The organism is Campylobacter sp. IFREMER_LSEM_CL2151, assembly GCF_025771725.1.
Classification (GTDB): Bacteria; Campylobacterota; Campylobacteria; order Campylobacterales; family Campylobacteraceae; genus Campylobacter_D; species Campylobacter_D lari_C.
The window spans coordinates 14,864-40,580 of the sequence record NZ_JAKMQT010000005.1 but is presented as its reverse complement, the minus strand read 5'-3'; the positions used below and the strand labels follow the sequence as shown (position 1 = coordinate 40,580).

Annotated in this window: 22 protein-coding genes; 6 read left to right on the top strand and 16 right to left on the bottom strand. The window is 30.7% G+C overall.

The features are described 5' to 3' along the window. Position 1: 1 nt before the first annotated feature. The 4 genes from L8V82_RS04885 to nspC all read right to left on the bottom strand — a co-directional run bounded on the left by L8V82_RS04885 (position 2) and on the right by nspC (position 3,354). Positions 2 to 205 carry a twin-arginine translocation signal domain-containing protein gene (locus L8V82_RS04885; RefSeq protein ID WP_012661099.1) on the bottom strand — a complete coding sequence of 68 codons (204 nt, stop codon included), beginning with the start codon at positions 203 to 205 and terminating at the stop codon, positions 2 to 4. 175 nt (positions 206 to 380) lie between these two features. Further along, the gene (locus L8V82_RS04880) at positions 381 to 1,061 is read right to left on the bottom strand and encodes a molecular chaperone (protein WP_263724197.1); all 681 of its coding nucleotides are present in this window, start codon (positions 1,059 to 1,061) and stop codon (positions 381 to 383) included. 63 nt (positions 1,062 to 1,124) lie between these two features. After that, positions 1,125 to 2,054 (bottom strand): formate dehydrogenase subunit gamma, encoded by a 930-nt coding sequence (locus tag L8V82_RS04875; RefSeq protein ID WP_039627999.1) that lies wholly within the window; start codon positions 2,052 to 2,054, stop codon positions 1,125 to 1,127. 136 nt (positions 2,055 to 2,190) lie between these two features. Continuing rightward, entirely contained in the window at positions 2,191 to 3,354 is a 1,164-nt protein-coding gene (gene nspC / locus L8V82_RS04870) for a carboxynorspermidine decarboxylase (RefSeq protein ID WP_263724196.1), read from the bottom strand. 144 nt (positions 3,355 to 3,498) lie between these two features. Here nspC and L8V82_RS04865 point away from each other — a divergent pair, with 144 nt between their 5' ends. The 4 genes from L8V82_RS04865 to L8V82_RS04850 are packed head-to-tail and all read left to right on the top strand — an operon-like array spanning position 3,499 to position 6,908. Then, on the top strand, positions 3,499 to 5,043 hold the full coding sequence (locus tag L8V82_RS04865; protein WP_263724195.1) for a multicopper oxidase family protein: 1,545 nt from the start codon (positions 3,499 to 3,501) through the stop codon (positions 5,041 to 5,043). A gap of 10 nt (positions 5,044 to 5,053) precedes the next feature. Next, entirely contained in the window at positions 5,054 to 5,275 is a 222-nt protein-coding gene (locus L8V82_RS04860; RefSeq protein WP_263672196.1) for a MoaD/ThiS family protein, read from the top strand. Between the two features lie 3 nt (positions 5,276 to 5,278). After that, positions 5,279 to 5,725, top strand: a complete 447-nt coding sequence (locus L8V82_RS04855; RefSeq protein WP_039627992.1) for a molybdopterin synthase catalytic subunit — start codon at positions 5,279 to 5,281, stop codon at positions 5,723 to 5,725. A gap of 1 nt (position 5,726) precedes the next feature. Further along, on the top strand, positions 5,727 to 6,908 hold the full coding sequence (locus L8V82_RS04850; protein WP_263724194.1) for a molybdopterin molybdotransferase MoeA: 1,182 nt from the start codon (positions 5,727 to 5,729) through the stop codon (positions 6,906 to 6,908). Here the strand turns inward: L8V82_RS04850 and L8V82_RS04845 are convergent. From L8V82_RS04845 to hsdR, 5 genes are all read right to left on the bottom strand, one after another. Next, positions 6,905 to 8,398, bottom strand: coding sequence for a type I restriction-modification system subunit M (locus tag L8V82_RS04845; protein WP_263724193.1), 1,494 nt, complete (start codon positions 8,396 to 8,398; stop codon positions 6,905 to 6,907). The two genes, L8V82_RS04850 and L8V82_RS04845, sit on opposite strands and share 4 nt — an antisense overlap. Beyond that, positions 8,399 to 9,469 carry a Fic family protein gene (locus L8V82_RS04840; RefSeq protein WP_263724192.1) on the bottom strand — a complete coding sequence of 357 codons (1,071 nt, stop codon included), beginning with the start codon at positions 9,467 to 9,469 and terminating at the stop codon, positions 8,399 to 8,401. Between the two features lie 120 nt (positions 9,470 to 9,589). Then, a complete protein-coding gene (locus tag L8V82_RS04835; protein WP_263724191.1) occupies positions 9,590 to 10,780 on the bottom strand; it encodes a restriction endonuclease subunit S in 1,191 nt (396 codons plus the stop codon). Continuing rightward, positions 10,770 to 13,178: an AAA family ATPase gene (locus L8V82_RS04830; protein ID WP_263724190.1), complete on the bottom strand. Its 2,409-nt coding sequence runs from the start codon at positions 13,176 to 13,178 to the stop codon at positions 10,770 to 10,772. The genes L8V82_RS04835 and L8V82_RS04830 overlap by 11 nt, the downstream gene beginning before the upstream one ends. Positions 13,179 to 13,181: 3 nt before the next feature. Then, the gene (gene hsdR / locus L8V82_RS04825) at positions 13,182 to 15,494 is read right to left on the bottom strand and encodes an EcoAI/FtnUII family type I restriction enzme subunit R (RefSeq protein ID WP_263724189.1); all 2,313 of its coding nucleotides are present in this window, start codon (positions 15,492 to 15,494) and stop codon (positions 13,182 to 13,184) included. 153 nt (positions 15,495 to 15,647) lie between these two features. Between hsdR and L8V82_RS04820 the strand changes: the two genes are divergently transcribed. Continuing rightward, entirely contained in the window at positions 15,648 to 16,730 is a 1,083-nt protein-coding gene (locus tag L8V82_RS04820; RefSeq protein ID WP_263724188.1) for an NAD(P)-dependent alcohol dehydrogenase, read from the top strand. Here the strand turns inward: L8V82_RS04820 and L8V82_RS04815 are convergent. Continuing rightward, positions 16,727 to 17,179: a lipocalin family protein gene (locus L8V82_RS04815; RefSeq protein WP_263724187.1), complete on the bottom strand. Its 453-nt coding sequence runs from the start codon at positions 17,177 to 17,179 to the stop codon at positions 16,727 to 16,729. The two genes, L8V82_RS04820 and L8V82_RS04815, sit on opposite strands and share 4 nt — an antisense overlap. A 2-nt stretch (positions 17,180 to 17,181) precedes the next feature. Continuing rightward, positions 17,182 to 17,505, bottom strand: a complete 324-nt coding sequence (gene rrpA / locus L8V82_RS04810; RefSeq protein WP_263724186.1) for a MarR family transcription factor RrpA — start codon at positions 17,503 to 17,505, stop codon at positions 17,182 to 17,184. Positions 17,506 to 17,598: 93 nt separating this feature from the next. On the opposite strand from rrpA, the gene L8V82_RS04805 reads away from it, so the two are divergent. After that, positions 17,599 to 18,183: an NAD(P)H-dependent oxidoreductase gene (locus L8V82_RS04805; protein WP_263724185.1), complete on the top strand. Its 585-nt coding sequence runs from the start codon at positions 17,599 to 17,601 to the stop codon at positions 18,181 to 18,183. On the opposite strand, the gene L8V82_RS04800 is transcribed toward L8V82_RS04805, so the two are convergent. The 5 genes from L8V82_RS04800 to L8V82_RS04780 are packed head-to-tail and all read right to left on the bottom strand — an operon-like array spanning position 18,173 to position 25,655. After that, entirely contained in the window at positions 18,173 to 19,990 is a 1,818-nt protein-coding gene (locus L8V82_RS04800) for a dynamin family protein (RefSeq protein WP_263724184.1), read from the bottom strand. The two genes, L8V82_RS04805 and L8V82_RS04800, sit on opposite strands and share 11 nt — an antisense overlap. Beyond that, on the bottom strand, positions 19,980 to 22,205 hold the full coding sequence (locus L8V82_RS04795) for a dynamin family protein (RefSeq protein ID WP_263724183.1): 2,226 nt from the start codon (positions 22,203 to 22,205) through the stop codon (positions 19,980 to 19,982). Before L8V82_RS04795 ends, L8V82_RS04800 begins: the two co-directional genes overlap by 11 nt. Then, on the bottom strand, positions 22,183 to 22,908 hold the full coding sequence (locus L8V82_RS04790) for a fumarate reductase iron-sulfur subunit (protein WP_012661078.1): 726 nt from the start codon (positions 22,906 to 22,908) through the stop codon (positions 22,183 to 22,185). The genes L8V82_RS04795 and L8V82_RS04790 overlap by 23 nt, the downstream gene beginning before the upstream one ends. Continuing rightward, positions 22,901 to 24,892 carry a fumarate reductase flavoprotein subunit gene (locus tag L8V82_RS04785; RefSeq protein WP_066007209.1) on the bottom strand — a complete coding sequence of 664 codons (1,992 nt, stop codon included), beginning with the start codon at positions 24,890 to 24,892 and terminating at the stop codon, positions 22,901 to 22,903. Before L8V82_RS04785 ends, L8V82_RS04790 begins: the two co-directional genes overlap by 8 nt. Continuing rightward, the gene (locus tag L8V82_RS04780; protein ID WP_039617578.1) at positions 24,876 to 25,655 is read right to left on the bottom strand and encodes a fumarate reductase cytochrome b subunit; all 780 of its coding nucleotides are present in this window, start codon (positions 25,653 to 25,655) and stop codon (positions 24,876 to 24,878) included. The genes L8V82_RS04785 and L8V82_RS04780 overlap by 17 nt, the downstream gene beginning before the upstream one ends. Between the last annotated feature and the right edge of the window lie 62 nt (positions 25,656 to 25,717).

Below are 25,717 nucleotides of genomic sequence, written 5' to 3'. Positions count from 1 at the left end.
ATTAATAAGCTATTTTGTAGTATTTTTCCCAATGCATAGTTTTTTTATAAAGCACTTCTTTTTTAGTACTTTTTCCTAAAACTACGGTATTTTGCTCTTGGTAGTCATCTTTAGCTAAAGCATTTACACTTGCTCCAGCTACCACCCCTAAAGCACCAATTTTCAAAGATTTTTTTAAAAAATCTCTTCTTTGATTGGCCTCCATGTTCTCTCCTTTGAAATAAAAGTAAAGAATAACTATAAATACTTATTTTCAAAGTATTTACGCACTTAACAGAGTAAATTTTGCATATTTTCACTTAAGATTTTATTTAATTTCTATTTTCATAAAAAGATGATTTTGATAATATGTATTTTGGTAACAAAATACATATTAATTTTTATAATTTACTAAGTTCTTCTATATTTGTTTTACTAAATTTAGTAGGAAGTCTTGGTTCGTAAGGAAGTCTTTGTAAAGCTTCATCTGCTACGCTTTTGCCTTCTTTTTTCATAGGTGCTTGTACTTCTAAATAAGCTCTTTCATTTACAAAAAAGACTTTCATAATATTAGCAATAGCAATGTAAAAATTTGAGTTTTTGTGAATTTGCAATTTTTCTATAAACTCATCTACTACAGGGTTTATCACAAAACGAAATAATTGCTGTGCAACTTTTAAATCATGCTCAATAATACTTGCCATAAAAGCAAACAAAAAACCAAATTCATCTTCACTTTGTCTACAATCTTCTTTTTTTCTAAATTTGGTTTTTCTAATGATTTCACAAGCTTGAAGCTTCATTTTACCATCATCTCTACCCTCATCATAAAAAGAAGCACTAATAGGCACATTCACATAAGAAAAATCAAAAAACACCCCATTTTGTTCTTCTTTAAAACTTGCAAAATCGCATGCGCTAAGTTTTTCAAAATCAGATTTTAAACTGTCATCTAAAGGACTTTGAGCTAAAACTAAAACTTGCTCATGCCAAATTTTAAACTCATTTTCATCGATAAAATTAAAAGCTTTTGAAAAAAATTCATAAAAATATTTACGCGAAAGATCAATATCTTGTATCATTAATTTTCCTTGTTATTTTTATTTGATTATAACAAGGAAAATTTAAAAAAATCAAGTAAGATTTTAAAATTTTGTTTTAGAATCGTAAGTAAATGATGGATTGATTTGTTTTTTATCGCTTAATTCTTTATACCAATAAGAATGTAAAATATAAACTTCCTCTTCTTCTTTATAACCACTAATCATAGAATGGATACTTCCTTTAATAGCAAATACAGCCATATAAATATGAATAGCAAAAAATACTGCACATAAAATACCCAAAATATTATGGATGATAGCCGAAGCTCTTAAAATATCTATATGAGAAATTCCAAAAATAGATTGTAAAGAAGTAGAATTAAAATCAAGGAAAAACATAAATGCACCAGTGATTATCATCAAAAAGCCACCAAAAACAGCTATATAATACCATGATTTTTGACCAAAATTAAACTTACCCGCAGGCACAGGTTTTTTCTCTTTACTTAAATATCCACCTACTATCATCATCCATCTTAAATCATAACTTGCAGGAAGCATTCTTTTAATCCAACACAAAAGCATAGGAATGATAGAAATGATAAATAAAATAGTAGCAATACCATGTAAGTTTTTACACATTCTTACAAAAAATCCACCGCCAAAATACGATCCAAAAATCATAATAAGTCCGGTTGGCACAAGGATAATCCAAGAGATTGCTGCTACAAAATGAAACAATCTTTCAAATACCGAAAAAGCATAAATTTTCTTACCATCATGAGAAAATTTCTTTGGACCTATGACCATATAATGCAAAGCAAAAGCTGAAATTACCACTATAAGTATAATCAAAACAGCACTTGCAATATATTCACCTTGTAGTTTAGTCCACAAAGCACCAAAATTTTGATAACTTTCTATATTCATCACTCTTTGTACATCCCAAATTTGAGTATTTTTAACTTCAAAATTTTCTTGAGCAAATAGAAAGTTAAAACAGGCTAAAAGAGCTAGTATAACCCTATGCATAAATTACTCCTAAACATTACACGCTAACCAAAGCTTAGCGTTGTAGTTTTGTTAATTTTCAGTTTCCATTTTTATTTTAAAAAAAGTTTTATTTAAAAAACATAAATTTGCAAAAAACTACAAAAAAACTCAATTTTTAGTTTCTTTTTGAATAATTTTCATAACAAAATTCTCTTACCATAGATAAATTTTCATTCTTATCCAAGAACATTAAATTTGGAAGTCTTACTCCATTAAAAGTGGTGTTTTTAACTATGGAATAATGAATTTGATCTAAAAATACTATTTTTTGCCCTATTTTTAATTCTTGATTAAAAGCATACTCACCCATGATATCCCCTGCTAGGCAAGTATTACCACCAAGTAAATAAGCAAATTCATTTTCTTTTAACTCGCTATATTTTTCCCCATCACGACTTGATAAAATTCTAGCATTTAAAACCTCGCTTGTATAAGGCATAATGATAGTATCTGGCATATGAGCTTCGCTTGAAGTATCTAAAATAGCTATTTTTTTCTCATTTTCTACTATGTCTATCACACTTGCAACTAAAGTCCCACACTGCCAACCCACAGCCTCACCTGGCTCAAGATATACTTGCACTCCATATTTATCGCTAAATTTTTTACAAAGATCAATTAGTTTTTGCGTGTCATAACCTTCTTTGGTAATATGATGACCTCCACCAAAATTAACCCATTTCATATTTTTAATAAATTTTGAAAATTTAGCTTCAAAAGCATTTAACACAAGCTCTAAAGAATGCGCACTTTCTTCACATAAAGCATGAAAATGAAGCCCACTTAAAGCGCTTAAATCTTCATTTTCAAAATCAATTGCACGAATTCCTAATCTTGAAAATCTGCCACAAGGATTATAAAGTTCTTTTGGGGCTACTGATAACTCTGGATTACAACGCAAACCAAGAGACTTTTTACTTGCTTTGTCTTTAAATTTTTTAAACTGATTAAAAGAATTAAATACTATATGGTGTGAAAGATCTATGATTTCATCTATTTCATCCTCTTTAAAAGCAGGTGAAAAAGTATGAATTTCTTTATCCATATATTCTTTTGCAAATTTAGCTTCCCAAAGCCCGCTACAAGTACAGCCTGATAAATACTCACCCACTATATCCATAGCACCTGAAAAAGCAAAACCCTTTAGCGCAAGTAAAACTTTTGCTCCACTTTGCTCGCTCACTTTAGCCAAAAGCTCACAATTTTTTCTAAGTTTGTCTTCTTCTAAAATATAAGCAGGGGTTTGGAAGTCTTTATCTAGATGATTTTTAATTAGCATTATTTATCCTTAATTTTTGATTTAAAACCACTTGTATAACAAATCATATTAAAATTATATCTTGTTTTTATAATTTACAATCATTAATCAAATAATAGCTATAATCAAAATCCAAATCAAAATTAATTTAGGAGTAAAAATTTAATGGACAGAAGGTTATTTTTAAAATTTAATGCTTTAGGTTTGGCAAGTATTAGCAGTGCTTATGCAATGGGAGATCATTCTCATCACAATATGCACTCAAAACATACACAAAAAGACACAAAAGAAATCAATACTTCTTTTATAAAACTAGAAAATCCAAACATTAAATTACTAGATGAAAAAGACTTTCCTAGCGGACAAACATTAGCAAATTTAAAACTTCTAAAAAATACAAGTACAAAGAAAAATTTCTTTAGATCAAGTATAGAAATCAAAGAAAGTCAAATAGAACTTGTTAAAGGTAAAAAAACAAAATGCTTTACTTACAATGGCTCTATACCTGGACCTAAAATAGAAGTTTATGAAGGTGACACTGTAGAAATTTTGGTAAAAAATAGCTTAAAAGAACCAACTACTATCCACTGGCATGGACTTGACATACCACCTGAGCAAGATGGCAACCCACATGATCCTATCATGCCTGGTAGAGAAAGAATTTATCGCTTTAAACTTGGAGAAAATTCAGCAGGAACTTACTGGTATCATCCACACCCACACTACACCACAGCAAAACAAGTTTATAAAGGCTTAGCAGGGGTATTTGTAGTAAAAGCTAAAAAAGACGCGTTGTCGCATTTACAAGAACAAGATTGGGTGATTAGTGATTTGCGTTTAGATGAAAATGCACAAATTCCTGATAATAATTTATTTGATTGGCTAAATGGTAGAGAAGGAAATTTAGTTCTTATCAATGGACAATTAAAACCAAAAATAACACTTGACAAAGCTCAAAGAATTCGTATTTATAATTTTTGTGCGGCAAGATATTTAAATTTACGCATTAAAGGTGCTAAATTTATTTTAGTAGGAACTGATGGAGGGCTTATAGAAAAAGGTGTTGAATTAGATGAGTTATTTTTAAGTCCTGCTTCAAGAGTAGAAGTATTAATCAAAGCAAGTAAGGGTGAATTTAAACTTGAAAGTACTTATTATGACCGCGATAAAATGCTTGTTAAAGAAGAACCTTACACTCTTATGTTAGCTGATCTTAAAGTAGAAAAAACTATAGAAAACATACCGGAGAAATTACGCGAATTTCCACCTTTAAAAGAAGCTACAAGCTTTAAAGAAGTGATTATGAGTGAAGATCATATGCAAATGCATGGTATTAGTAAAAAAAGTGAAGAAGAAATCAAAAAAAGCCTTGCCTCTATGTTTTTAATCAATGGTAAAACATTTGATATGAATAGAACGGATTTAACCTCAAAATTAAATGAGGTGGAAGAATGGGTAGTAAAAAACAAATCGCATATGGATCATCCTTTCCATATACACGGAACACAATTTGAACTCATATCTTCTAAATTTAAGGGTAAAATAACAAAAGCAAAATTCAGAGCATTGCAAGATACAATTAATGTAAGACCTGGAGAAGAATTAAGACTTAGAATGAGTCAAAAATTTACCGGTATTAGAATGTTTCACTGCCATATTTTAGAGCATGAAGATCTTGGAATGATGGGAATTTTAGAAATAAAAGAATAAAGGTAAAAAAATGGTAAAAGTCGAATTTCTAGGGCCAATTAACAAAGAAAGCTTAGAACTAAACGTAAGCAATCTTAAAGAATTAAAAGCAATTTTAGGGCAAGATGAAAGCTTAAAAGAATGGCTTGAGCTTTGTGCAGTTGCTTTAAATGATGAAATGGTTTTTAATGATGAAACTACCTTAAAAGATGGGGATAAAATTTGTTTATTACCACCGGTTTGTGGAGGATGAGTTATGTTTGAATTACACCAAGGAGCCTTAGAAATTCCTAGCATTTATGCTAGATGGTATGAATATGCTAAAGATAAAAACTGCGGAGCTTTGATCACATTTTGCGGTATAGTGAGGGCTGAAGATGAGATTGAGGCTTTGAGTTTTGATATATATGAGCCTTTATTAAAAACTTGGTTTGAAAAGTGGTGCCAAAAACTTGCAAATGAAAATGTAAGCTTGATGTTTGCTCACTCTATCGGCGAGGTTAAGGTGCATGAGAGTTCTTATTTTGCTGGGGTTTTAAGTAAGCAAAGAAAATTAGGACTTAAGCTGATTAATGATTTTGTAGAAGATTTTAAAGCAAGTGCACCTATATGGAAATATGATATCATTAATGGCGAAAAAATTTATGCCAAAGAACGCTCTTTGAAACTTCAAGGAGCAGGAATTTTAAGCACTAAGGACTAAAATGCTAACTTCTTATAAACAAAGTTTAGATATACTTCATTCACACATACAAACATATGAAAAGATAGAAAACATTGCTTTAACACAGTGCTTAGATAGAATTTTAGCCATAGACATCAAAGCTTCTGCTAATAACCCTCAATTTCCCACTGCTTCTATGGATGGCTATGCGATCAAATTTAGCGAGCAAGATGAGCCTTTGTCTATCATAGGTGAAGTGCCTGCCGGAGTTTTTCCAAGCTTTAAAATACAAAATAAAGAATGCGTTAAAACCTTTACAGGTTCTTTAATGAGTGAGGGTTGTGATACCTTAGTGCCTGTGGAAAAAGTAGAAGTTAAAAATAACATAGTTTATATAAAAGAAAAGGTTCCACAAGGCTTTGCTGTAAGAAAGGTGGGCGAGAGCTACACCAAAGGTGAAATTTTACTCACAAAAGGTACAAAGCTAGGCTATAGCGAGATAGCACTTTTAGCCGAGCTTGGATATTTTCACATTAGTGTTTTTGCTAAACCTATCATAGGCGTGCTAAGTAGCGGAAGTGAGATCAAAGACTTAGGCGAAAGCTTAGAACATCCTGCACAAATTCGCTCATCAAACCATGTAGCCATAGCTAATATGGCAAAAAAACTTGGTGTTGAAGCTAGAATTTTCCCACTTTTAAAAGATGATATGCAAAAAACTCCAAGTGTTTTAAAACAAGCACTTAATGCATGTGATATTTTAGTTACCACTGGTGGAGTTTCCATGGGGGATTTTGACTTTTTAAAGCAAGCTGTTAAAGAGTATGAAATCATCATAGACAAAGTCAATGTAAAGCCTGGCAAACACATCAAAATAGCCAAATTTGAAGACAAATTCATCTTTGCCCTGCCGGGTTTTCCATACTCGGCTATGGTAATGTTTAATTTATATGTAAGAGAACTTTTAAATGCTTGGCTTTTACAAGAAAAAGACTATGTATTTAAAGTATTTGCAAATACTGACTATAAGAAAAAAAGTCCACATTTAGAATTTGTAGCTTGTAATGTAGAATTTAAAGACGGAAAAATTTATGCCAATTTAAAAGGCAAAAAACAAGGCTCAAGTGCCATCATCAACAACCTTAACCACAAAGCTGCACTTATGATAGCAAATGATGATATAAAAGAAAATGATTTAGTGGATATTGTTTTAATGCCTTAAATAAGTGCTTTTTGAATTTTCTCAAAAAGCATTTTTGCTTGTTTTTGGTTTTGCTCTAACTCGCTTAAAATTTCCTCTACTTCACGCAAAGTTTTTTCTTCTTTTATGTTTGGATTTTTAGCACTTAAATCATAATTTCTTTCTTCAAGTTCTTTTTTACTTACCAAATAAGAATTAGCCGTGATTTTTCTTTCTTTATAACATTTTAAAAATTCTTGCAAATGCGTGTATTCTAAAGGTTTGTTTTTGGTCAATTTAAAAGGAGGCACAAGCTCATAGTAATATACACTTTCATCATTTTCACCACAAATGCTTCTTTGTCCTTTAGAGAAAAAAAGCACATTAGTTTTTACCGCACTATAAGGCAAAAACACCCCACTTGGCAAGCTTAAAACACATTCAAGATTAAAATTTTCTAGCAAGTCTTTTTTTACACTCACAAAGGCATTTGAATTTTGAAAAAGCACTCCTTCAGGCACTACTATGGCACATCTTCCGTTGTTTTTCAAAGACTTTAAAATATGCTGCAAGAACAAAAGCTCGGTAGCATTTGATTTTACAGGAAAGTTATTTTGAATTTGATCTTTTTCTTTACCACCAAAAGGAGGATTTGCCAAAATCACTTCGTATTTTTCATTTTCAGTTATGTCTGTGATTTTTTTATTTAGAGTATTGGTTTTGATGATATTTGGGGACTTAACCTCATGTAAGATCATATTCATCACGCCCATTGCATAACTTAGCGGAGTTTTTTCTTTACCGAACAAGGCATCATTTTGTAAAAATTCAAGTTCTTCCACACTCAAATTTGCTTTTTTCTTTTTTGCCCTATCTTCATAAAGAATATGCAAAAAACTCTCTACTAAAAACCCACAACTCCCACACGCAGGATCATAAATTCTCTCTTTTGCTTTAGGGTCTAGCACCTCCACCATGGCTCTAACCAAAGGTCTTGGGGTATAAAACTCCCCACTATTTCCCCCATCGCTTCCCATGTCTTTTAAAAGCTTTTCATAAACCTCACCTAAAGCAAATACATCACTTTCTTTGCTAAAACTTAGCTCATCGACTAAATTTATAACTTCTCTTAAAGTATGGCCATTAGCTATGCGGTTGTCTATAAATTCAAAAATTCCGCCTATCTTATACTCTATGCTTTTGAAATTTTCATTATCTTTAAAACTTTTTAGGTATGGAAAAAGCTCATCATTCACAAAGCTTAGCAAATCACTTCCGCTTAAAGCATTTTTTACATCAAGCTTTCCTTCGCTTGTTTTAGGTGCTGCCCAAGCTCTCCAACTGAATTTTTCTTGCAAAATAGCCTTATAAGGCTTTTCATCTAACTCAGCTTCTAGCTTTAGCTCTTCTTCATAATCATCTAAAAATTTCAAAAAAAGCACCCAACTAATCTGCTCACTATAATGCATAGCACCGCTTATGCCATCATCGCGTCTTAGAATATCTGTGATTTTATCGATTTTACCTTGCATTTAAAAAATTCCCTTTCTAAAAAGTCTTAAAAGTTCTATATTAATATAATAATTATTTCTACCCATTTTAATGCACTCTAGCACCCCTAAATTTTCACAAATTTTAAGGTATTTTGAGGCACTTTGCCTAGAAATATCTAATTTATTTATCAAAAAGTCTATCTTTGTATAAGGATGAGAAAACAAAAGCTCCATAAAGTCTTTGCTGTAAAAATTCGTTTTATTTTGCAAAATTTCACCTACATCAGACATCATTTTTTCTATTATAGTAATGGTTTTTATCGTTTTTATAGCAGTTTGCTCTACACCTTTGAGTATGTATTCTATCCATTCCAAAATTGCACCTTCATCACGTACTTTTTGCAAAAGATTATAATACTCTTCTTTGTTATTTACTATATAAGCACTTAAATACAAGATAGGCAAATCAAGCAAGCCTTTATAAACTAAATAAAGTATATTGATAATCCTGCCTGTTCTACCATTACCATCGTAAAATGGATGTATGCTTTCAAACTGATAATGAATGATTGCCATTTTTACCAAAAAATCAAGTTCATCTAAAGTATCATCGTTGATGTATCGCTCCAAATTTCCCATAAGTTCTTGTATGTCACTAGGATTTTGCGGGGGTGTGTGTTTGATTTCTCCTGTGGTAGGGTTTATCAGCGTAGTTCCGCTTTGTTTTCTAAAACCCGCATTATTTCTTTCTAGTCTTTTTTGAATTTCTAAAATATGTGCATTTCTTAATAATTGCTCTTTTTTTAAAAGCTCATATCCTTTTTTTAAAGCATTTTCATAGTCTTTTACTTCTTTTGCCGCTCTTGTAAGTTTACTTTCATCGATTTGAGATAAAAAAAGTTCATCGTGAGTGGTAATAATATTTTCTATCTCGCTAGAATCTTTAGCTTCTTGCAAGATCAAAGCATTGATTAATATATTTGGATTAGACATGCTTTTGCTAAATCCATTTAACTCCGCTAATTTTCTCGAAGCCCTAATGATGAGACCATAAATATTTGCATTTAATTCTATATCTAAAGGAAGTTTTGGTGGTATGAATTCTTTCATAATTTTTCCATATGTTAAAATTTTTTAAAATTTTTAACATTATAAAAAAATATGTTAAAAAAATCAAAAATTTTTAACATATCTAGTCCTTATGTTAAAATTTGATAAAAATTTTAACATTTATAATCTTCCCTGAAAAGCTTTATCTAGCAAGGACTTTTTAAGCTCTTGTAGATTTTTTATCTGCATTTGATAGTTTTGCTTTAAATTTTTTACATGAGAAGAAAGCTCATCTAAATACAAAGCGATTTGCTCTTGCTCTTTGAGTGGGGGTAGCGCAATAGGACATTTTTCTAAAATATTTAAATTTAATTTTGCAGTATGTGTTCCACCACCAACTTTATTATTATCAATCCACCTTTCAATAAAATAAGAATTCAAAAAATAAACCAAATAGTCACTTATAATTTTAACTTTTGGTTTTAAAAGCCCCAAGCTAACGAAAATACTAAATTCAAAATCTAAAGAAATTTTTATAGCCTTTCCCAAGGTTCCGATGCGACAAATTAAAATATCTCCAAATTCAGGCTTAGCTCTTTTTATAAGCTTGTTATGCTCTTCTAGTGAAATGTATTTGATATCGCTTAAATCAAAAAAACCTTTAGAAATATTTTTAACAGATAAAAAAGGAATCCCTGTTTTTATATAGTTAGGTGTTTTGTGTGTTCCATCTGTAATAAAACATATTTCCCCTAAGCTTTTCCATTCCCAACCTTGTGGGAGTTTGTAGTTTTTCTTAGCATTATCTTTTAAAGGGTTAAAAGCTTTTTGTAAGGCACTTTGCATTAACTCATCTAAATTTAGTAAATCCTGCTCTAAGATTTTTATACTCTCATCTATCTTTGCAAAACTCTCATCTAAAATTTCCACTATCCTTTCTTGCTCTTTAAGGGGTGGTAGTGGAATTTGCTCTTTTTTATAATCTCTAAAATAAATATGTGGTATAGCTGAACCTAAAACATATTTTGAAAAATCAACACTACAAAGAAAATGAAACAAATATTTAAGATTAGTATTTTCAAAAGTTTCTAAATAATTTAAAGTTCCTATAACTGAAGTATTTTTTGGCAATACAAAAACTCTTCCTACTCCGGCTCCATCTTTTACTATACCTAAACATTCTTTATCTTTATGATAAAAATCCACATAACCAACAATACCGCTAGCACCAAAAACAGGATATTGTCCATTTTTATCTTTAATATCTTTTAATGCTAAATTAGAGCTTGAATTTTTACAAACTTCTTCTATGGTTTTAACTTTCCAACCCTGCGGTAAATTTGTTATTAAATAACTTATTTTATCTGTCATTACTTATACTTCTTACAAGTGCTTTAAATTGATTTTTATCATTTTTCTTCATCATTGTTAAAACAAAATCAGCTATTTTTTTGCTTTCCTCTATATCAATAGGTTGCATTCCTCTGCTAAGTATCTCTCTTAAATGTGAATACTCATTTTGATATCTATTTATAATACCTGCTACCATTTTTTGATGATTTTCATCAATTTTATCACTTTGATATGTATCATTAAAAAATCTTTCGATTAGTTCTTGATCTAAACTCTCAAAATTATTTGGATATTTAAAAAACAAGTAAATCTCAAGAAATTTTCTTAAATTATTTCCAAAATTATAGACAAGAGAAGTTTTTAAATCTTCATCGCCTATAGTATCGATGGTTTTAAACTTATAAATTTGTTCAAAAAGATAATTAAATTCTGTTGTATATTTTTTCAAGTATCTTGATAGATTTTTAATTTCGCTTGTTTCTATACTTTCTTTAATACCCCTTTCAATAAAATAGTATTGTGGAAACTCGTACTCTGTTTTATCGTTTTTATTTTGTTTGGGTTTGCTTTTCTTTAATCTTTTTATATATTTTAAAAAATCTAAATTGTGAGTAGATATAAAAAATTGCTTAAAAGAATCTTTTTTTATTATTTCATTTTCTATCAAAGAAAAAATAAAAAATATATGATTGTTATCAAGACTAGAGATAGGGTCGTCTATCCATATTATAGGATTTTTATCTTTGGTGTTTGCATCTTCTAAACTTGCTACAAAATAACAAAAAGCTACCAAGCTACACTCACCCTCGCTTAAATTCTTAGCTTGCTTGCCATTTCTTAAAATTCCAAATTCTCCATTTAATTGTCCTTTATCGTCTTTTTTTGCTTTTAATTCTAATAGATTGTGTCCAAAATATGATTTTAAATATTTGTTTATATTGTTTGTGGAAGTTTCTAGGTTACTAAGCTTTGCTTTATAATTTTCTATTCTATTTTCTAAAAGTTCTTTTTTGTCGCTTTGCGTTTTAATACTTTCTCCCAAAGTATTTATATTTTGTTGTAGATTTTCAATTTCATCTTGTATAGTAAAATAATCACTATCTTTAGCAAACTTTGCTACTTCATTCAATCTTAATCTTTCTCTTGCTTCATTTTGATTTATTAATAAATTTTTTGTGTATTCATCATTTTCTTTGCATAAATTTTCAATTTGGTTTAATGTTAAAAATATCTCGTCTGAAAAATCATTAATATTTTCTAACTTTATGGGAGTAAAAACATCTTTTTGTTTTTCTTTTAATTTTTTCTCTATTTTCAATAGCTCTTTGTTATAATTCGCAATACTTACTCCTAGTTGTTCTTTTAAGGCAATAAAACTATCTTTATAATTAGAATAAAAATTTTCATATTCAATATCTTGCAATAAATTTTTTAATTCTAGTTGATAATTTTCAAAATTATCTAATAAATATTTTAATTCTTTTTCAATCTGTTCTTTTTCTCCACTATCATCTTTTGTGTTGTTTTCAATCCAAGCTATTCTTTCTAATGTTAAGGGATTGTTGCAAAATTTACATTGCTGTGCAGATGAATGCTCTGTATGAAATTTTAAACCTTCTTCTAGCCATTGTCTTAATTCGCTTGTTAAATTTTCTTTAATGATAATTTCTTTTTCAAGATTTTCTGATAAATGTTTTAAAATATTTTGAAAATTATTTTTATTAAAATTGATTGTAAAATTTATATTTTGTTTCTCTTTATCTTCTAAAATTTCTATAAGTTGATTTTGTGTTTCATCGTTAAGAATATAGATATTTACATCATTTTTAATTACAACTAAATCTTTTTCTAAATTTCTCTTATTATAGTCATTACCTTGTTTTGTCAAATTTGAACTACTTTTTATAACTTTAGCTTTATTTGCAAGGTTTTCATTTAAAGTTTTTATCTTATCTTGTTGTTTTTTAGAAATATCATCTTGATTTATTTGTGTATTTTTTAACTTCTCACATCTTTTTGCTAAAATTTCTTCTCTTTTTTCAATTATTTCATTTATGTTTTTTTGCTCCACCCCTATACTTTTAAAGCCTTTTATATCTCCTTTTTTATCATATAAATAATTTAAATTTTCCTTTACAAAATCACTATTATAAACCCTAATATCTAGATTAGAATTTGCCACATCATTTCGAGTTAAAAAATTACCATCTTCTAATTTTATTTTAAATTCTCCATCTAAAAAATCTTCATTATGTTTTTTAAGCTCAAAACTTCTAGCTATCCTTGAAAGTGTAGTTTTACCTGAATAATTTCTACCATAAAAAATATTAATTATTTTAAATTCATCAAGATTATTACCCCATTTAAAATTTTTATAAGAGCCAAAATTTATTTCATCAAATTTTAAAATTTTCATTTTTTACCTCGCATAAATCTCCCTTTGTAAATCATCAATGCATTGTTTTAAATTTTCCATACCTTCAAATTCACTCACTAGCTCTTTTACGCTACCTAAAGAGCTAAGATCTATAAGTGTTTTTAACCCACTATCAAAGTCTTTTATGCCATACTCTTGATACCTATCTAGTAAAAATTCCACAAGCTTTAAGGCTTTTTCTTTTTGGAAGCGTTTTAAAAATGTACTATTTTTTACATTTAGCACGCGTTCATGGCGTGTTTTTATCTCGCTGTTAAAGCTTAAGTGTGCTAGCACATCATACACATCGCAGTCTTTTTGCTCAAAAATCACTGTCAATTCTTCCAAAACCTGCTCGCTTATGCGGTCTTTTTCAAGTTTTTGTAAAAATTCTTTTCTACTTGCTTGATTACTCCAAATCTCGCGTAACCTTGTCTCATCGTTATAAAATTCTGCTAATTTTCCTACTAAAAATTCCAAAAATTCTTTTGTGCTAAGTGGCTTGTCGCTATCTCCTATATAGCTTGTCGTTATATCAAGCACTTTTAGTTTTGTGCCTTTTAAATGCACAGTGACTTCTTTTTGCTTGGTTGCTTCTTTAGGGTTGCTTTGCTCTCTTTTGTTTTGTATAATTTTTACTTCGGTTTTTTCTTCATCTTTGATCTGCTCGCCATCCCATTTAGGATCATAAAAAAGTCTTGTTACTCCGGTAAAATCTAGTATAGTAAAAAAGTCTTTTCCCTCATACACCCTAGTGCCTCTTCCGATGATTTGCTTAAATTCTATGATAGAACCTATATTTGCCAAAAGCACTATGTTGCGGACATTTCTAGCATCTACTCCTGTGGTTAGCATTTTAGAACTAGTGAGTATCACAGGGTAGCTTTTGTCATTATCTTGAAACTGCTTTAAGTACTCAAGCCCTATTTTACCCTCATCACTTGTAACCCTCACGCAGTAGTCATCTCTTTTTACACTTTTAAATTTATCAATGGCTCTTTTTACTTCGCTTGCATGGGCTTGGTTAGCACAAAAGATGATGGTTTTATCCATAGGGTTGATGAGCTTTAAAATTTCTTTAGCTAGAAAATCGTTGTATTGAGGTAAGTGAATATTTCTTTCAAATTCATTGATCTTATAAAATCCTTTTTCTAACTCACCTTCTATGATATCATCAGGGTTATACACATAGCCTTCACTAAGCGTAGTCGTAACACGCTTAACTTTATAAGGGGTTAAAAAGCCATCTTCTATGCCATCTTTAAGACTATACTCATACATACTCTCACCAAAATACCTATAAGTATCTACATTATCACTTTTTTTAGGTGTAGCAGTAAGCCCTAAATGCGTAGCCGACGAAAAATACTCTAGCACCCCTGCCCAGCTACCTTTTTCATTCGCTCCACCTCTGTGGCATTCATCGATGATGATAAGATCAAAAAAATCTTTGGGGTATTGTAAGTAGAATTTGCTTTCTTGTTCTTCATTAGCATTTTCTTGTTCTTTTGAATTTGAAGCTAGACTTTGATAAATTCCAAAAAACACATTTGCACTTGTAGGCACTCTGCCATTATTTTTTCTCAACTCTTGCGCACTCACTGCCACGCAATCGCCCTCTATAGGATTAAACTCTCCTAAAGCTTGATCTCTTAAACTCACCCTATCACATAAAAATAATATCTTAGGTTTTTTGTCTTGATTTGTTTTATTCCACCTAGCTTCAAGCAAACGATAACACAAAGCAAAAGCTATGGTGGTTTTACCTGTACCTGTAGCAAGAGTGAGTAAAATTCTATTTTTACCGTTAATCAAAGCTTCTATGACTTTATCAACTGCGATCTTTTGATAATACCTTAATCCTTTTTGGGGTATGTATAATTCTCGCTGCGATAAAAGCTTGTGTTGCCATTCTTTTAAATTTCCATAAATCCTAGCAAAAAGCTCACTTGGGGTTGGAAATTTTTCTATATACTCACCGCTTGAAGTTTTTAAGTTGTATTCATAAATTTTATCGCCATTAGTGCTATATACAAATGCTACGTTTAAAATTCTGGCATATTCTATGCCTTGAGACAAGCCATCTAAAGGATCTTTGCTTTGTTTTTTAGCTTCTATGATAGCAAGATTATTGTTTTGAAATTTCAGCAAATAATCTGCAAATTTTCTTTCGCCTCTTTTATTTCCTATAAGCTTACGCCCATCGGTAAAATAATAATTTCTTATGATATTTTCTTCGCTCCAAGAGCTAGCGTGAAGTTTTACATCTATGAGTTTAACTCTAGTATCATCTTCTGAAAAATGCTTAAGTTCCATGGCTTCCTTATGGGTAAAAAATTTAAATAATTATACCATAAAAATCAAACCAAAACCCACAAACGTACCTTGAGTATAGTATCTTACTTTATTTTCCCTATTGCAATAAAAACCTAGCTTTATTATAATTTCAAAAACCACAAAGGAGAGAAAATGGACTCAAAAATCTTTTTAGAAAATGGTCGTGTTAAAAGTAAAGGTTATGCTATGCTTAGCAAGGATTCTAAATTCACACCTTTTGAATTTACACGCCATAAAGTAGGCAAAAACGACATCTTAATCGCTATCAAGTACGCAGGAATTTGTCATAGTGACATACATACCGCAAGAAGCGAATGGGGCGAGGCAACCTACCCTTGCGTACCTGGTCATGAAATAGCAGGAGAAGTTATCGCAGTGGGTGAAAATGTGAGTAAATTTAAAGTAGGTGATTATGCTGGGGTTGGGTGCATGGTAAACTCATGCGGAGAGTGCGAAGCATGTAAAAAATCTCAAGAACAATTTTGCGAAAATGGTAAAACCATCTACACTTATAACTGCAAAGATGTATTTCATGATAATGAAAACACCTATGGAGGCTACTCAAACAACATCGTAGTAAGTGAAAAATTTGCTATCAATGTACCCAAAAATGCTCCACTTGACAAAGTAGCACCTTTACTTTGTGCAGGTATTACTACCTATTCACCGCTTAAATTTTCAAACATCAAAGAAGGCTCAAGTGTAGCCGTAGCAGGTTTTGGTGGACTTGGTATGATGGCAGTTAAATATGCTGTGAAAATGGGTGCAAAAGTAAGTGTTTTTGCAAGAAATGAAAACAAAAAAGCAGAAGCTCTAGCTATGGGAGTGAGTAATTTTTATACTAGTACAGACAAAAGCGTGGTAAAAGAAAGATTTGACCTCATCATCTCCACCATACCAACCCCTTATGATCCGCTAGCTTATATGGATTTATTAAAATTTGGTGGTGAGATGGCTATAGTAGGATTACCTCCACATGAAGTAAGCCCTAGCATTAACATCATTCACTTTGTACATAAAGCAGGTAAAAAAGTATATGGCTCACTTATTGGGGGCATTAAAGAAACTCAAGAAATGCTTGATTTTTCTTTAGAACATGGAATTTATCCTGAAATTGAACTCATCAAGCCAAGCGAGATTGACAAAGCTTACGAAAACCTCACTTCAGGAAAAGCCAAATTCCGCTATGTAATCGATATGAGTGCAGAAAATTAATACTCATCAAAAATCACATCGCTAGTATCAAAACCTCTTTGCTTGGCTATTTCAAGCAAAGAGGTTATTTGCTCTTTTGCTAAAATCTCTCTTGATAAAATCCAAAGATATTTTTTATCAGGACTACCTACGATAGAAACTTGATAATTTGTATCAATATAAATAATCTCATAGTTTGGCTTGTTAAAAACATTCATAAAAATACTAAATTTAACCGCTAAAGATCTTGGTGATTTTACCCTAGCTTTGCCATTTGCTTGAGAGATTTCTCCATTTTCTTTAGTGCATATATTTTTGACTTTAATTATAGGTGTAGAGCCTTCATACTCTAGCTCATATTCTGCCTTGGCACTTTTGCAAGTTTTTTGAAAAAATGCAGGTTTTCTAGCCATTTCTAACCATGTACCCATGTATTTTTCTAAATTTATACCATCTAATAATTCTATCATTTTTATTCCTTTTGATTTGCCTCGCCCCAATCACACATCGCTTGTAAAATAGGGATTAAGCTTTGTCCTTTTTTAGCAAGACGGTATTCTACTTTTGGAGGGATTTGTGGGTATTCTTTACGCGTGATTAAATCATCATTTTCAAGCTCTCTTAAAGTATGTGTCAAAGTCTTAAAAGAAATATTACCAAGATATCTTTTAAGCTCATTATATCTTACAACTTCATAGCGAAACAAACAATACAAAACACTCATCTTATATTTGCCTGAAATCAAAGACAAGGTATAGTTAAACCCACATTCTGTAAAATCGCACTTTTCTTCCATATACTTTCCTTTTATATAGTATCTTACATAAATTTCAGTATTGAAATAAAATTATAGTTAAATTATAATTTTAAAAACATAAAAGGATAAAATATGCAAAAAGTATTGTTATTAAATGGTGCAAAAGACTTTGGACACTCTAAAGGAAGACTAAACACAAGCTTACATGAGCTTGCACTTAAAACTCTGCAAGATCTTGGTTTACAAACCCAGCAAACACATATAGATCAAGGCTATGATACAAACAATGAGGTAGAAAAAATTCTAAATGCTGATGTTTTGATTTGGCAAATGCCTGGTTGGTGGATGGGAGAGCCTTGGATAGTGAAAAAATACATTGACGATGTTTTCACAGCAGGACATGGAGTGTTTTATAAAAACGATGGTAGAAGTCATAATGAACCTACTAAGAATTATGGCACAGGTGGGCTTTTAAAAAATAAAAAATACATGCTTTCACTAACTTGGAATGCTCCAATGCAAGCTTTTAATGGTGAGAATGAATTCTTTAATGGAGCCGGAGTTGATGGAGTGTATTTACACTTTCACAAAGCACATGAGTTTTTAGGGATGAGCGCTTTGCCTACTTTCATAGCAAATGATGTAATCAAAAATCCTCAAGTGCAAGAATATTTCACAAACTATAAAGCACACTTAGAAAAAATTTTTAAAGCTTAGAAATTTGGGATTTGATGCTAGAAATCATTGATTTTTTAGCCTCAAATTCACTTTTTAAATTCAAAATAATCTGTCTTTTAGTCTCAATAAAATCAACAAAACTTTGCATATAATTTTTATAAATTTTTAAAACTACAGGCTTATTTAAAAGTAAATCTTCAAATTCATATACATTAAGCTCAGTTAATACTCTTTGATGTACTTCACTTGCTTTTGGATGATATAAGCTAAACTCAGTGCTATCAAGCTCGTAAAATTCTTTACTCGCATTCATTTTAGTGCTAAAAAATCCTAAAGTAAGTTTAGTAGCACTTTCATAATTTGCCAAAGCTTTTAGATTAAGCTTTTCTAAAAATAGATCAAGTTCAAGTTGGCTTTTAAATAATAATTGCTTAAAATCTTTTAAAAAAAGTTCTTCACTAGCACTAGCAAAGCTTCTAAAACTAGCAAATTCTTTTTCACTTTCTAAGGCATTTTCTTTTTGTAAATTTGAAAATTGAGCCTTAAAAAGCAAAATTTGCTCTTCTAAATTAGTAAAAAATAAGGAAAAATCATCTTTGATTTGACTAAATTCTAAAGCGATTTCATTTTTTAATCTTTTAAATTCCTTATTCATTGCTTCAGAGTTATAAAACATAGCCAAAAACGCATCATCACTTGAAAGATATGGTGCTTTATAAGAAACTTTTTCATAAAGATTTTTCTTAAATAAGCCCTTAGCTTCTTTATAATAACTACTATCTTTTTCTTTAATAAATTTTAAGATTTCTTGAGCAATTTTTTCTCCAACAAGTTTTAATTTATCTAAACAATTATGATTTAAAATTTTGATTTTTTGCTCTAGCTTGCTTGCTTTGAAAGTTTGCAAAATAGTATTAAATTTAAACTCTAATTGCTCTAGCGCATTTTGAAACAAATCATATTGATTTGACAAAAGTTCGCATAGATTACCAAGTTTATCTTTGATAAAATCTTTTTTAATATGCTCATAATCAAGTTCTTTTAAATACTCATAAAGTAAAGGTAAATTTGACTTTTGCAAATCAAATTTTGCTTCTTTGCATGAAATTGCGATGATTTTTTCAAAATACTTATCAAAAACTAAATGAGCATAATTTAAAACATTTTCTAGCTCATCTTGACTTAACTTATCTTTTTGATTTAGCACGCAAATCCCGCCACGCTCTAAAAGCTTGGCATTTACTTTTATAGCATCTTCTTCGCTTTTTTTGCCTGCATTATCAATCAAACTAAGCCAAATAGCACTATGCATAAAAGAAAGTTCTTTAAAAGTAGTTAGCGTGTCGGTGGTGTTTGCATTTAGACCCGGGGTATCTATAAGCGTGATATCTTTTAAAAGCTCAATAGGTGCAAAAAGGTGCAAACTTTTAGTTTCTTTTAGCTCATTTCTTTGATCGCTAAATTTAGAAAGCTCATCTATATCAACAATCTCATCACTACCATCTTCATATTCAACTCTTAAAAAATACTCTTTAGCATAGCGTAAAAAAGTAGGTTTAAAAGTCACTGGTACCACGCCTGTTGGCAGGCATTCTTTTTGTAAAATCAAATTTAAAAGCGTAGATTTACCGCTGGAAAATTGCCCTATAATGGCCACATTAATGGCTCTTTTATAGCTAGCTATAATCATCTCAAGATCTTTTAAAAACACATCATTTAAATGCAAACTCGGCTCTAAAAATGCATTTTTTATTGCTAAAATTTTTCCTTCAAAACTATCATCAAAACTTTTACAATAAGCATTTTCATAAGCTTTTAAAAAATCATTAATCAAATCATTTTGCATTTAAAAGCTCCGTTTTTAAAGTCTTTAAACTTTGTAATTTTGTATTGTTTTTTTCTAAAAGCTCTTTGGAGTTTTGTTCATTTTGTTCTATTTGTAAAATCAAGTCTTTTAAGTCTTTGATTTGTTCTTCTTGCTCTTTTTCATATAAATTCAAACTAAGCTCTAAATTAGTAAAAAAATCTTGATTATTTTTTAAATCTAGGGCGATTTTTTCTATATTAAATGTTTGTAATTTTTCTAAAATTTGATTTTCTAAAGAGCTTTCTAGTTTATAAATATCTTGAGTAAACTCTAAATTTTTTAAAAGTTCCGCTTTTAATGTCATAAAAAGTTCATTAGTAAAAATACTTTCTATTTTTGCTTCAACCTTACTTTTAAAATCATCACAATTTTGCTCTAAAATAGCTTTTAAAAAATCATATTTCACACTTAGAGTGTTTTTAAGCTCATTGATCTTATACTCACTTTGTTGTTTTAATTCTCTTAAAAGATCAAAAATTCCATCTTTTAAAGTCGTATCGATGATAGTGTTTAATCTTTGAGTATTGTTTTTGATTTTATTATTTTGATTATATTTTAGCTCATCTATAAGTTTTTCTTTTAATTTCTTAGCTAGCAAATGCAAAAGCGTTAAAATTTCTTGAGTATTTTCATATTTTGTACCAAAAATAGCACTTAGCTCTGCTTTTACTTGCATTAATTTTTCTTTTTTTGCTTTAAAGTCATTGATAATAGTTTGATTTTGCTTATCAAGCTCAAAGCTTTCGTAATTTAGTATTTTATTAGAAAATTTAATTTTTTCTTCTATTTTTTCTAAATGCAATAATAATTCTTTTTTATAAGCACTTAGAGCGATTTTGTTTTTATCATATAAGCTTTTAGCTATAAGTTCTTCTAGCGTTAAAATATTGCTTTGTTCTAAATTTCCACCTTTTTTTTGATAAAAATCATTAGCTAGTTTTGAAGAAATACACACAAAATCTACATTATCTAATAATTCTTGGCTAAGCTGCTTTTGTGCTAAATTTTCTTTGAGCTTATTTTTAGTATAGTTAATTACTTCTTGTAAGTCTTTTTGACTAAGCAAGTCAGCCTTAGTAAGCACAATCAAAAGCTTACTTACCCTTGAAGTTAACAAACATTCTATAATAAAGTCACAATCTTTTTGACTTAAACTTTGAGAAGCATTCATAAGATGAATTAAAAAGTCAGCTTTGCTTATATAAGCTTTTGTTAAAAGCTCTCTTTGGATGATCACATCATCAAGTCCTGGAGTATCAACTATACAAACATTATCTTTTAAAAAATCAAGCGATGAAAAAAGTTCTATTTTTTTAATAAGTGCTGAGATTTTGTTTTTTGCACTAGTGTAATTTTTTAATTCTTCAATTTTTATTTCTATATTTTTATTTTCTTTTTCAATATACTCATTTAGATTAAAATTTTGCTCTAATTGTTTTATAAGTTCTTGCATTTCTTGATTATCTTTAGAGCTTTTTAAAATATCTTGCCATTCTTCATCACTCCAAAAATATATCTTAGCTTTTTGGTCTTTGCCGTATTTTAAAACACTTAAATTTGCAGTTTCAGGCACATTAGATACACCTAAAAAATCTTTTTTTAAAAGTGCATTTAGCATACTTGATTTACCTGCATTTACCACACCCGTTACCGCGATAGAAAAATCAATATTGCTAAATTTAACTAAAGCTTCTTGTAAGAGTTTTTGAGCTTTTTCATCTTCGCAAAGCTCTTGTAAGTTTTGGTTAATAAGATCTAGTGTTTGATGTGAGTTTTTAACTTCTTGCTTGTAATCTTTTTGAATAACTTTTTGTTTAGATACAAAAGCATATATTAAAGTATTATCGGTGATTTTTTGAAGTTTTTCCAAGGCTTTTAAAAGCTCATTTTTGTCTAAAATTCCTAAATTTAAAGCGTTAATAAAACAAACCTGTGCATACTGAATACCATAAAGATCTAAGCGTAAATTTAAACTTTTCATCAAACTTTTAAATTCATTTAAAGCGCTAAATCTTTCATAATTTTCAAGATTAGTACTTAAAAGAATTGCTACTTTTTGAACATCAATCAAACTTTCATCAAAAAGTGTATTTGTGTCAAGATAAACGCTATGATTTTGCCAAATTTGTTTTAGTAAGGTTTTAAGAGCCCCCTTTTCTTGGGGGCTAGAATTATTTGTTTCTTTGAGCGACAAGCTGTCTTCTCATATAAGCGATTTTGCTTTGTAAAGGTAGTTCTTTTGGACAATTATCTTCACATGCAAGTAAAGACATACATCCAAACACACCATCATCATCACCCACTAATTCATAAAAATCTTCTATGGTTCTGTGATCATGTGGGTCTTGTAAATATCTAGCTGTTCTTAAAAGTCCAGTAGCTGCGATAAAGTCAGGTCTCATTAACTTAGTTGCACAAGAAGCAACACAAATTCCACACTCTATACAACGATCAAGCTCAAAAGTCTCATCAGCAACTTCTGGTTCAATACGCTCTTCAAGTTTAGAAATATCTGTTTCTTTTTCATTATGCACCCAGCTTTCAACGCGTTTACACATACCATCAAACCACTCACCTGTATTAACACTTAAGTCCTTAATGTGTCTAAATGCAGGTAAAGGCATAAGCTCTATAACGCCATCTGGATAGTCTTTTGTCAATGTTTTACAAGCAAGTTTTGGCTTACCATTGATCATCATAGCACAACTTCCACAAATCCCTGCTCTACATACAAAGTCAAAACTCAAATCCGCATCCATTTTTTCTCTGATTTGAGTTAAGCACACAAAAATCGTCATAAATGGAGTTTCTTCAAGCTCATAAGTAACAAAATGAGGCTTAGAAATTTTACTTAATGGATTATATTTAAATGCTCTTATTGTTAATTTTCTACTCATAATCAACTCCTATTCTTTGATTTGGTGCTTTAAATTTAGCTTGTAATTCATAAGGCATTAAAGCATGTTGAATTTCATATCTTCCTTTGCCTTCTGCTTCCATTTTTTCACGGATCGCATCAACTTCAGCTTGGCGTTTTTCACTTAATGGATTTTCAATGATATTTCCTTTAGCACCATAACCTCTAAATGCAGGTGGGATTTCCATTTTCATAATGTCAAGATCTTCATACTCAACTCTAGGCATACTTTCACCTTCTACCCAGTAAGTATTTGTTCTTTTCATCCAATTTAAGTCATCTCTTTTTGGATAATCTTCTCTATAATGAGCCCCGCGGCTTTCTGTTCTTAAAAGCGCACCATAAGCAACACATAAAGCAATTTTTAGCATTCTTGGAACCCTGTAAGCTTCTTCAAGCTCTGGATTTGCACATTTTAATTCTTTATCATGTACTTTTAGATCAAGTGATTTTTGATACAATTCTTCAAGCTCTTTAACCGCTTCTTCAAGACCTTGGCCTGTTCTAAAGATAGCTACTTTTTCCCACATAATGTCTTTCATTCTATTTTTGATTTCAAATACATCATGTTTTCCTTCTTTGCTAACAAGAGATTTTAAGTAATCATACTCTTTAGAAAGGAAAGATTTAACGATATTTGTATCAATATCATTACCATTTTCTTTACAATATTGTGCAAAATAATCTCCAACGATCATACCTGCAACAACAGTTTCTGAACATGAATTTCCACCCAAGCGGTTAAATCCGTGCATATCCCAGCAAGCTGCTTCACCACACGCAAAAAGACCATTTAGCCATTGACTTTCACCAGTTGGCTTTGTTCTAATACCACCCATTGAGTAATGTTGCATAGGTAAAACTGGTGCCCAGCCTTTTGGACCCTCATCAGCAGGATCAATACCATTAAATGTTTTACAAATATCTTGAACATCGCGAAGATTTTTTTCAACATGAGCACGACCAAGGATAGAAATATCAAGCCATAAATGATCTCCATAAGGGCTTTTTACACCTTTTCCTTTTCTAATATGCTCCATCATTCTACGACTTACAACGTCCCTACTTGCAAGTTCTTTTTTCTCAGGCTCATAATCAGGCATAAAGCGGTAACCATCAACATCTCTTAAGATACCACCATCACCTCTACAACCTTCAGTTAGTAAGATACCACTTGGTACGATTGGAGTTGGGTGAAATTGCACTGCTTCCATATTTGAAAGTCTGCAAAGTCCAGTTTCAAGTGCAATAGCAGCGCCTGTTCCTTCACAAATAACAGCATTTGTGGTTTGTTTATAAATTCTACCATAACCACCTGTTGCAATCATAGTTCCTCTAGCAACATAAGCGATTAATTCTCCATTAGTTAAATCTCTAGCAATAGCCCCTAGACATTTTTTACCATCATGGATAATTCTTACTGCTTCCATTCTATCGATGATTTTAACTTGATGTTTAATCGCTTCATTTGCCACACCATATAGCATACAGTGTCCTGTTGCATCAGCGATATAACATGTTCTCCATTTTTTAGTACCACCAAAGTCCCTTGCATTTATAAGACCATGTGCTTCTTCTTTTTCTTCAATAGTAGTTTTTTGAGCATTGATAACTACAGTTCTAGGTCCTTTTGTAACCCTAGTCCAAGGCACACCCCAAGCAGCAAGCTCACGCACAGCTTTTGGAGCAGTTTGCGCAAACATTCTTGCAACTTCTTGATCACAGCCCCAGTCAGATCCTTTTACTGTATCAGCAAAATGCACATCTTCATTATCTCCCTCACCTTTAACGCTATTTCCTAAACTCGCTTGCATACCACCTTGTACAGCAGCTGAGTGAGATCTTTTAACTGGACAAATACTTAATAAAGTTACACTTTGACCACTTTTTGCAACTTCAATAGCAGCTCTTAAACCTGCAAGACCACCACCGATAACTAAAGCATCACTATATTGTATGTTCATATTTAGCTCCATCATAAGTTTTTACTATTTGCGCTACAGAGTTGTTTTGGTAATTATTAAAGCCTATTTTTGCAAAAGCAGCTAAGCTTAATACACCTAAAACTAAGAAGAAAATACTAATAAACCATTTTGCTTTTTTAAGTTTTTTACGACTTTCTTTTGCATCTTTACCTTCAAACCAACCCCATTTTACACATAATCTATAAAGACCAATACTACCATGCAACTCAACACAGATTAATAAGGCAATGTAAAATAACCACATAAAATGGCTCACTACTCTATCGCCTGACATATCAGCACTGATTTTATCTGCATTAGTAATGATAAAAATTAAGTGTGCAGAACCCAAGAAAAACATTACAAAACCAGTTGCAGCTTGAACCCACCATAAAGAAGAATCACCATGATTCATATATTTTAAGTGTGTTCTACAAAGTTGGTATTGTCTGAAATTAATAGGGAATTTTCTCATTGCAAGACCTGCATGCACAAAGAAAATAACCAAAACACAGGCAGCTAAGAAAGAAGTGATGTAGCTCATCATAGGGCTATTAATGATAAATTTTAGTTCTAAAAAGTGAACCACTGAATCAAAAAAATCATCACTAACCAAAATGGTAGAAACGAAAAACATATGTGCCCACATAAACAAGCCTAAAATCAAGCCTGTTGCACTTTGAATATAGTCAAGTTTTGCTGGCATTTTGCTTTTTTTGCCATCAATACTCTTGCCTAAAAAACCTTCAATGAGTTGGCTCATATTTACTCCTTTTAAAAGTTGATAAGTTTTAATATCGGAGCAATTATAGAACTTTTATTCTT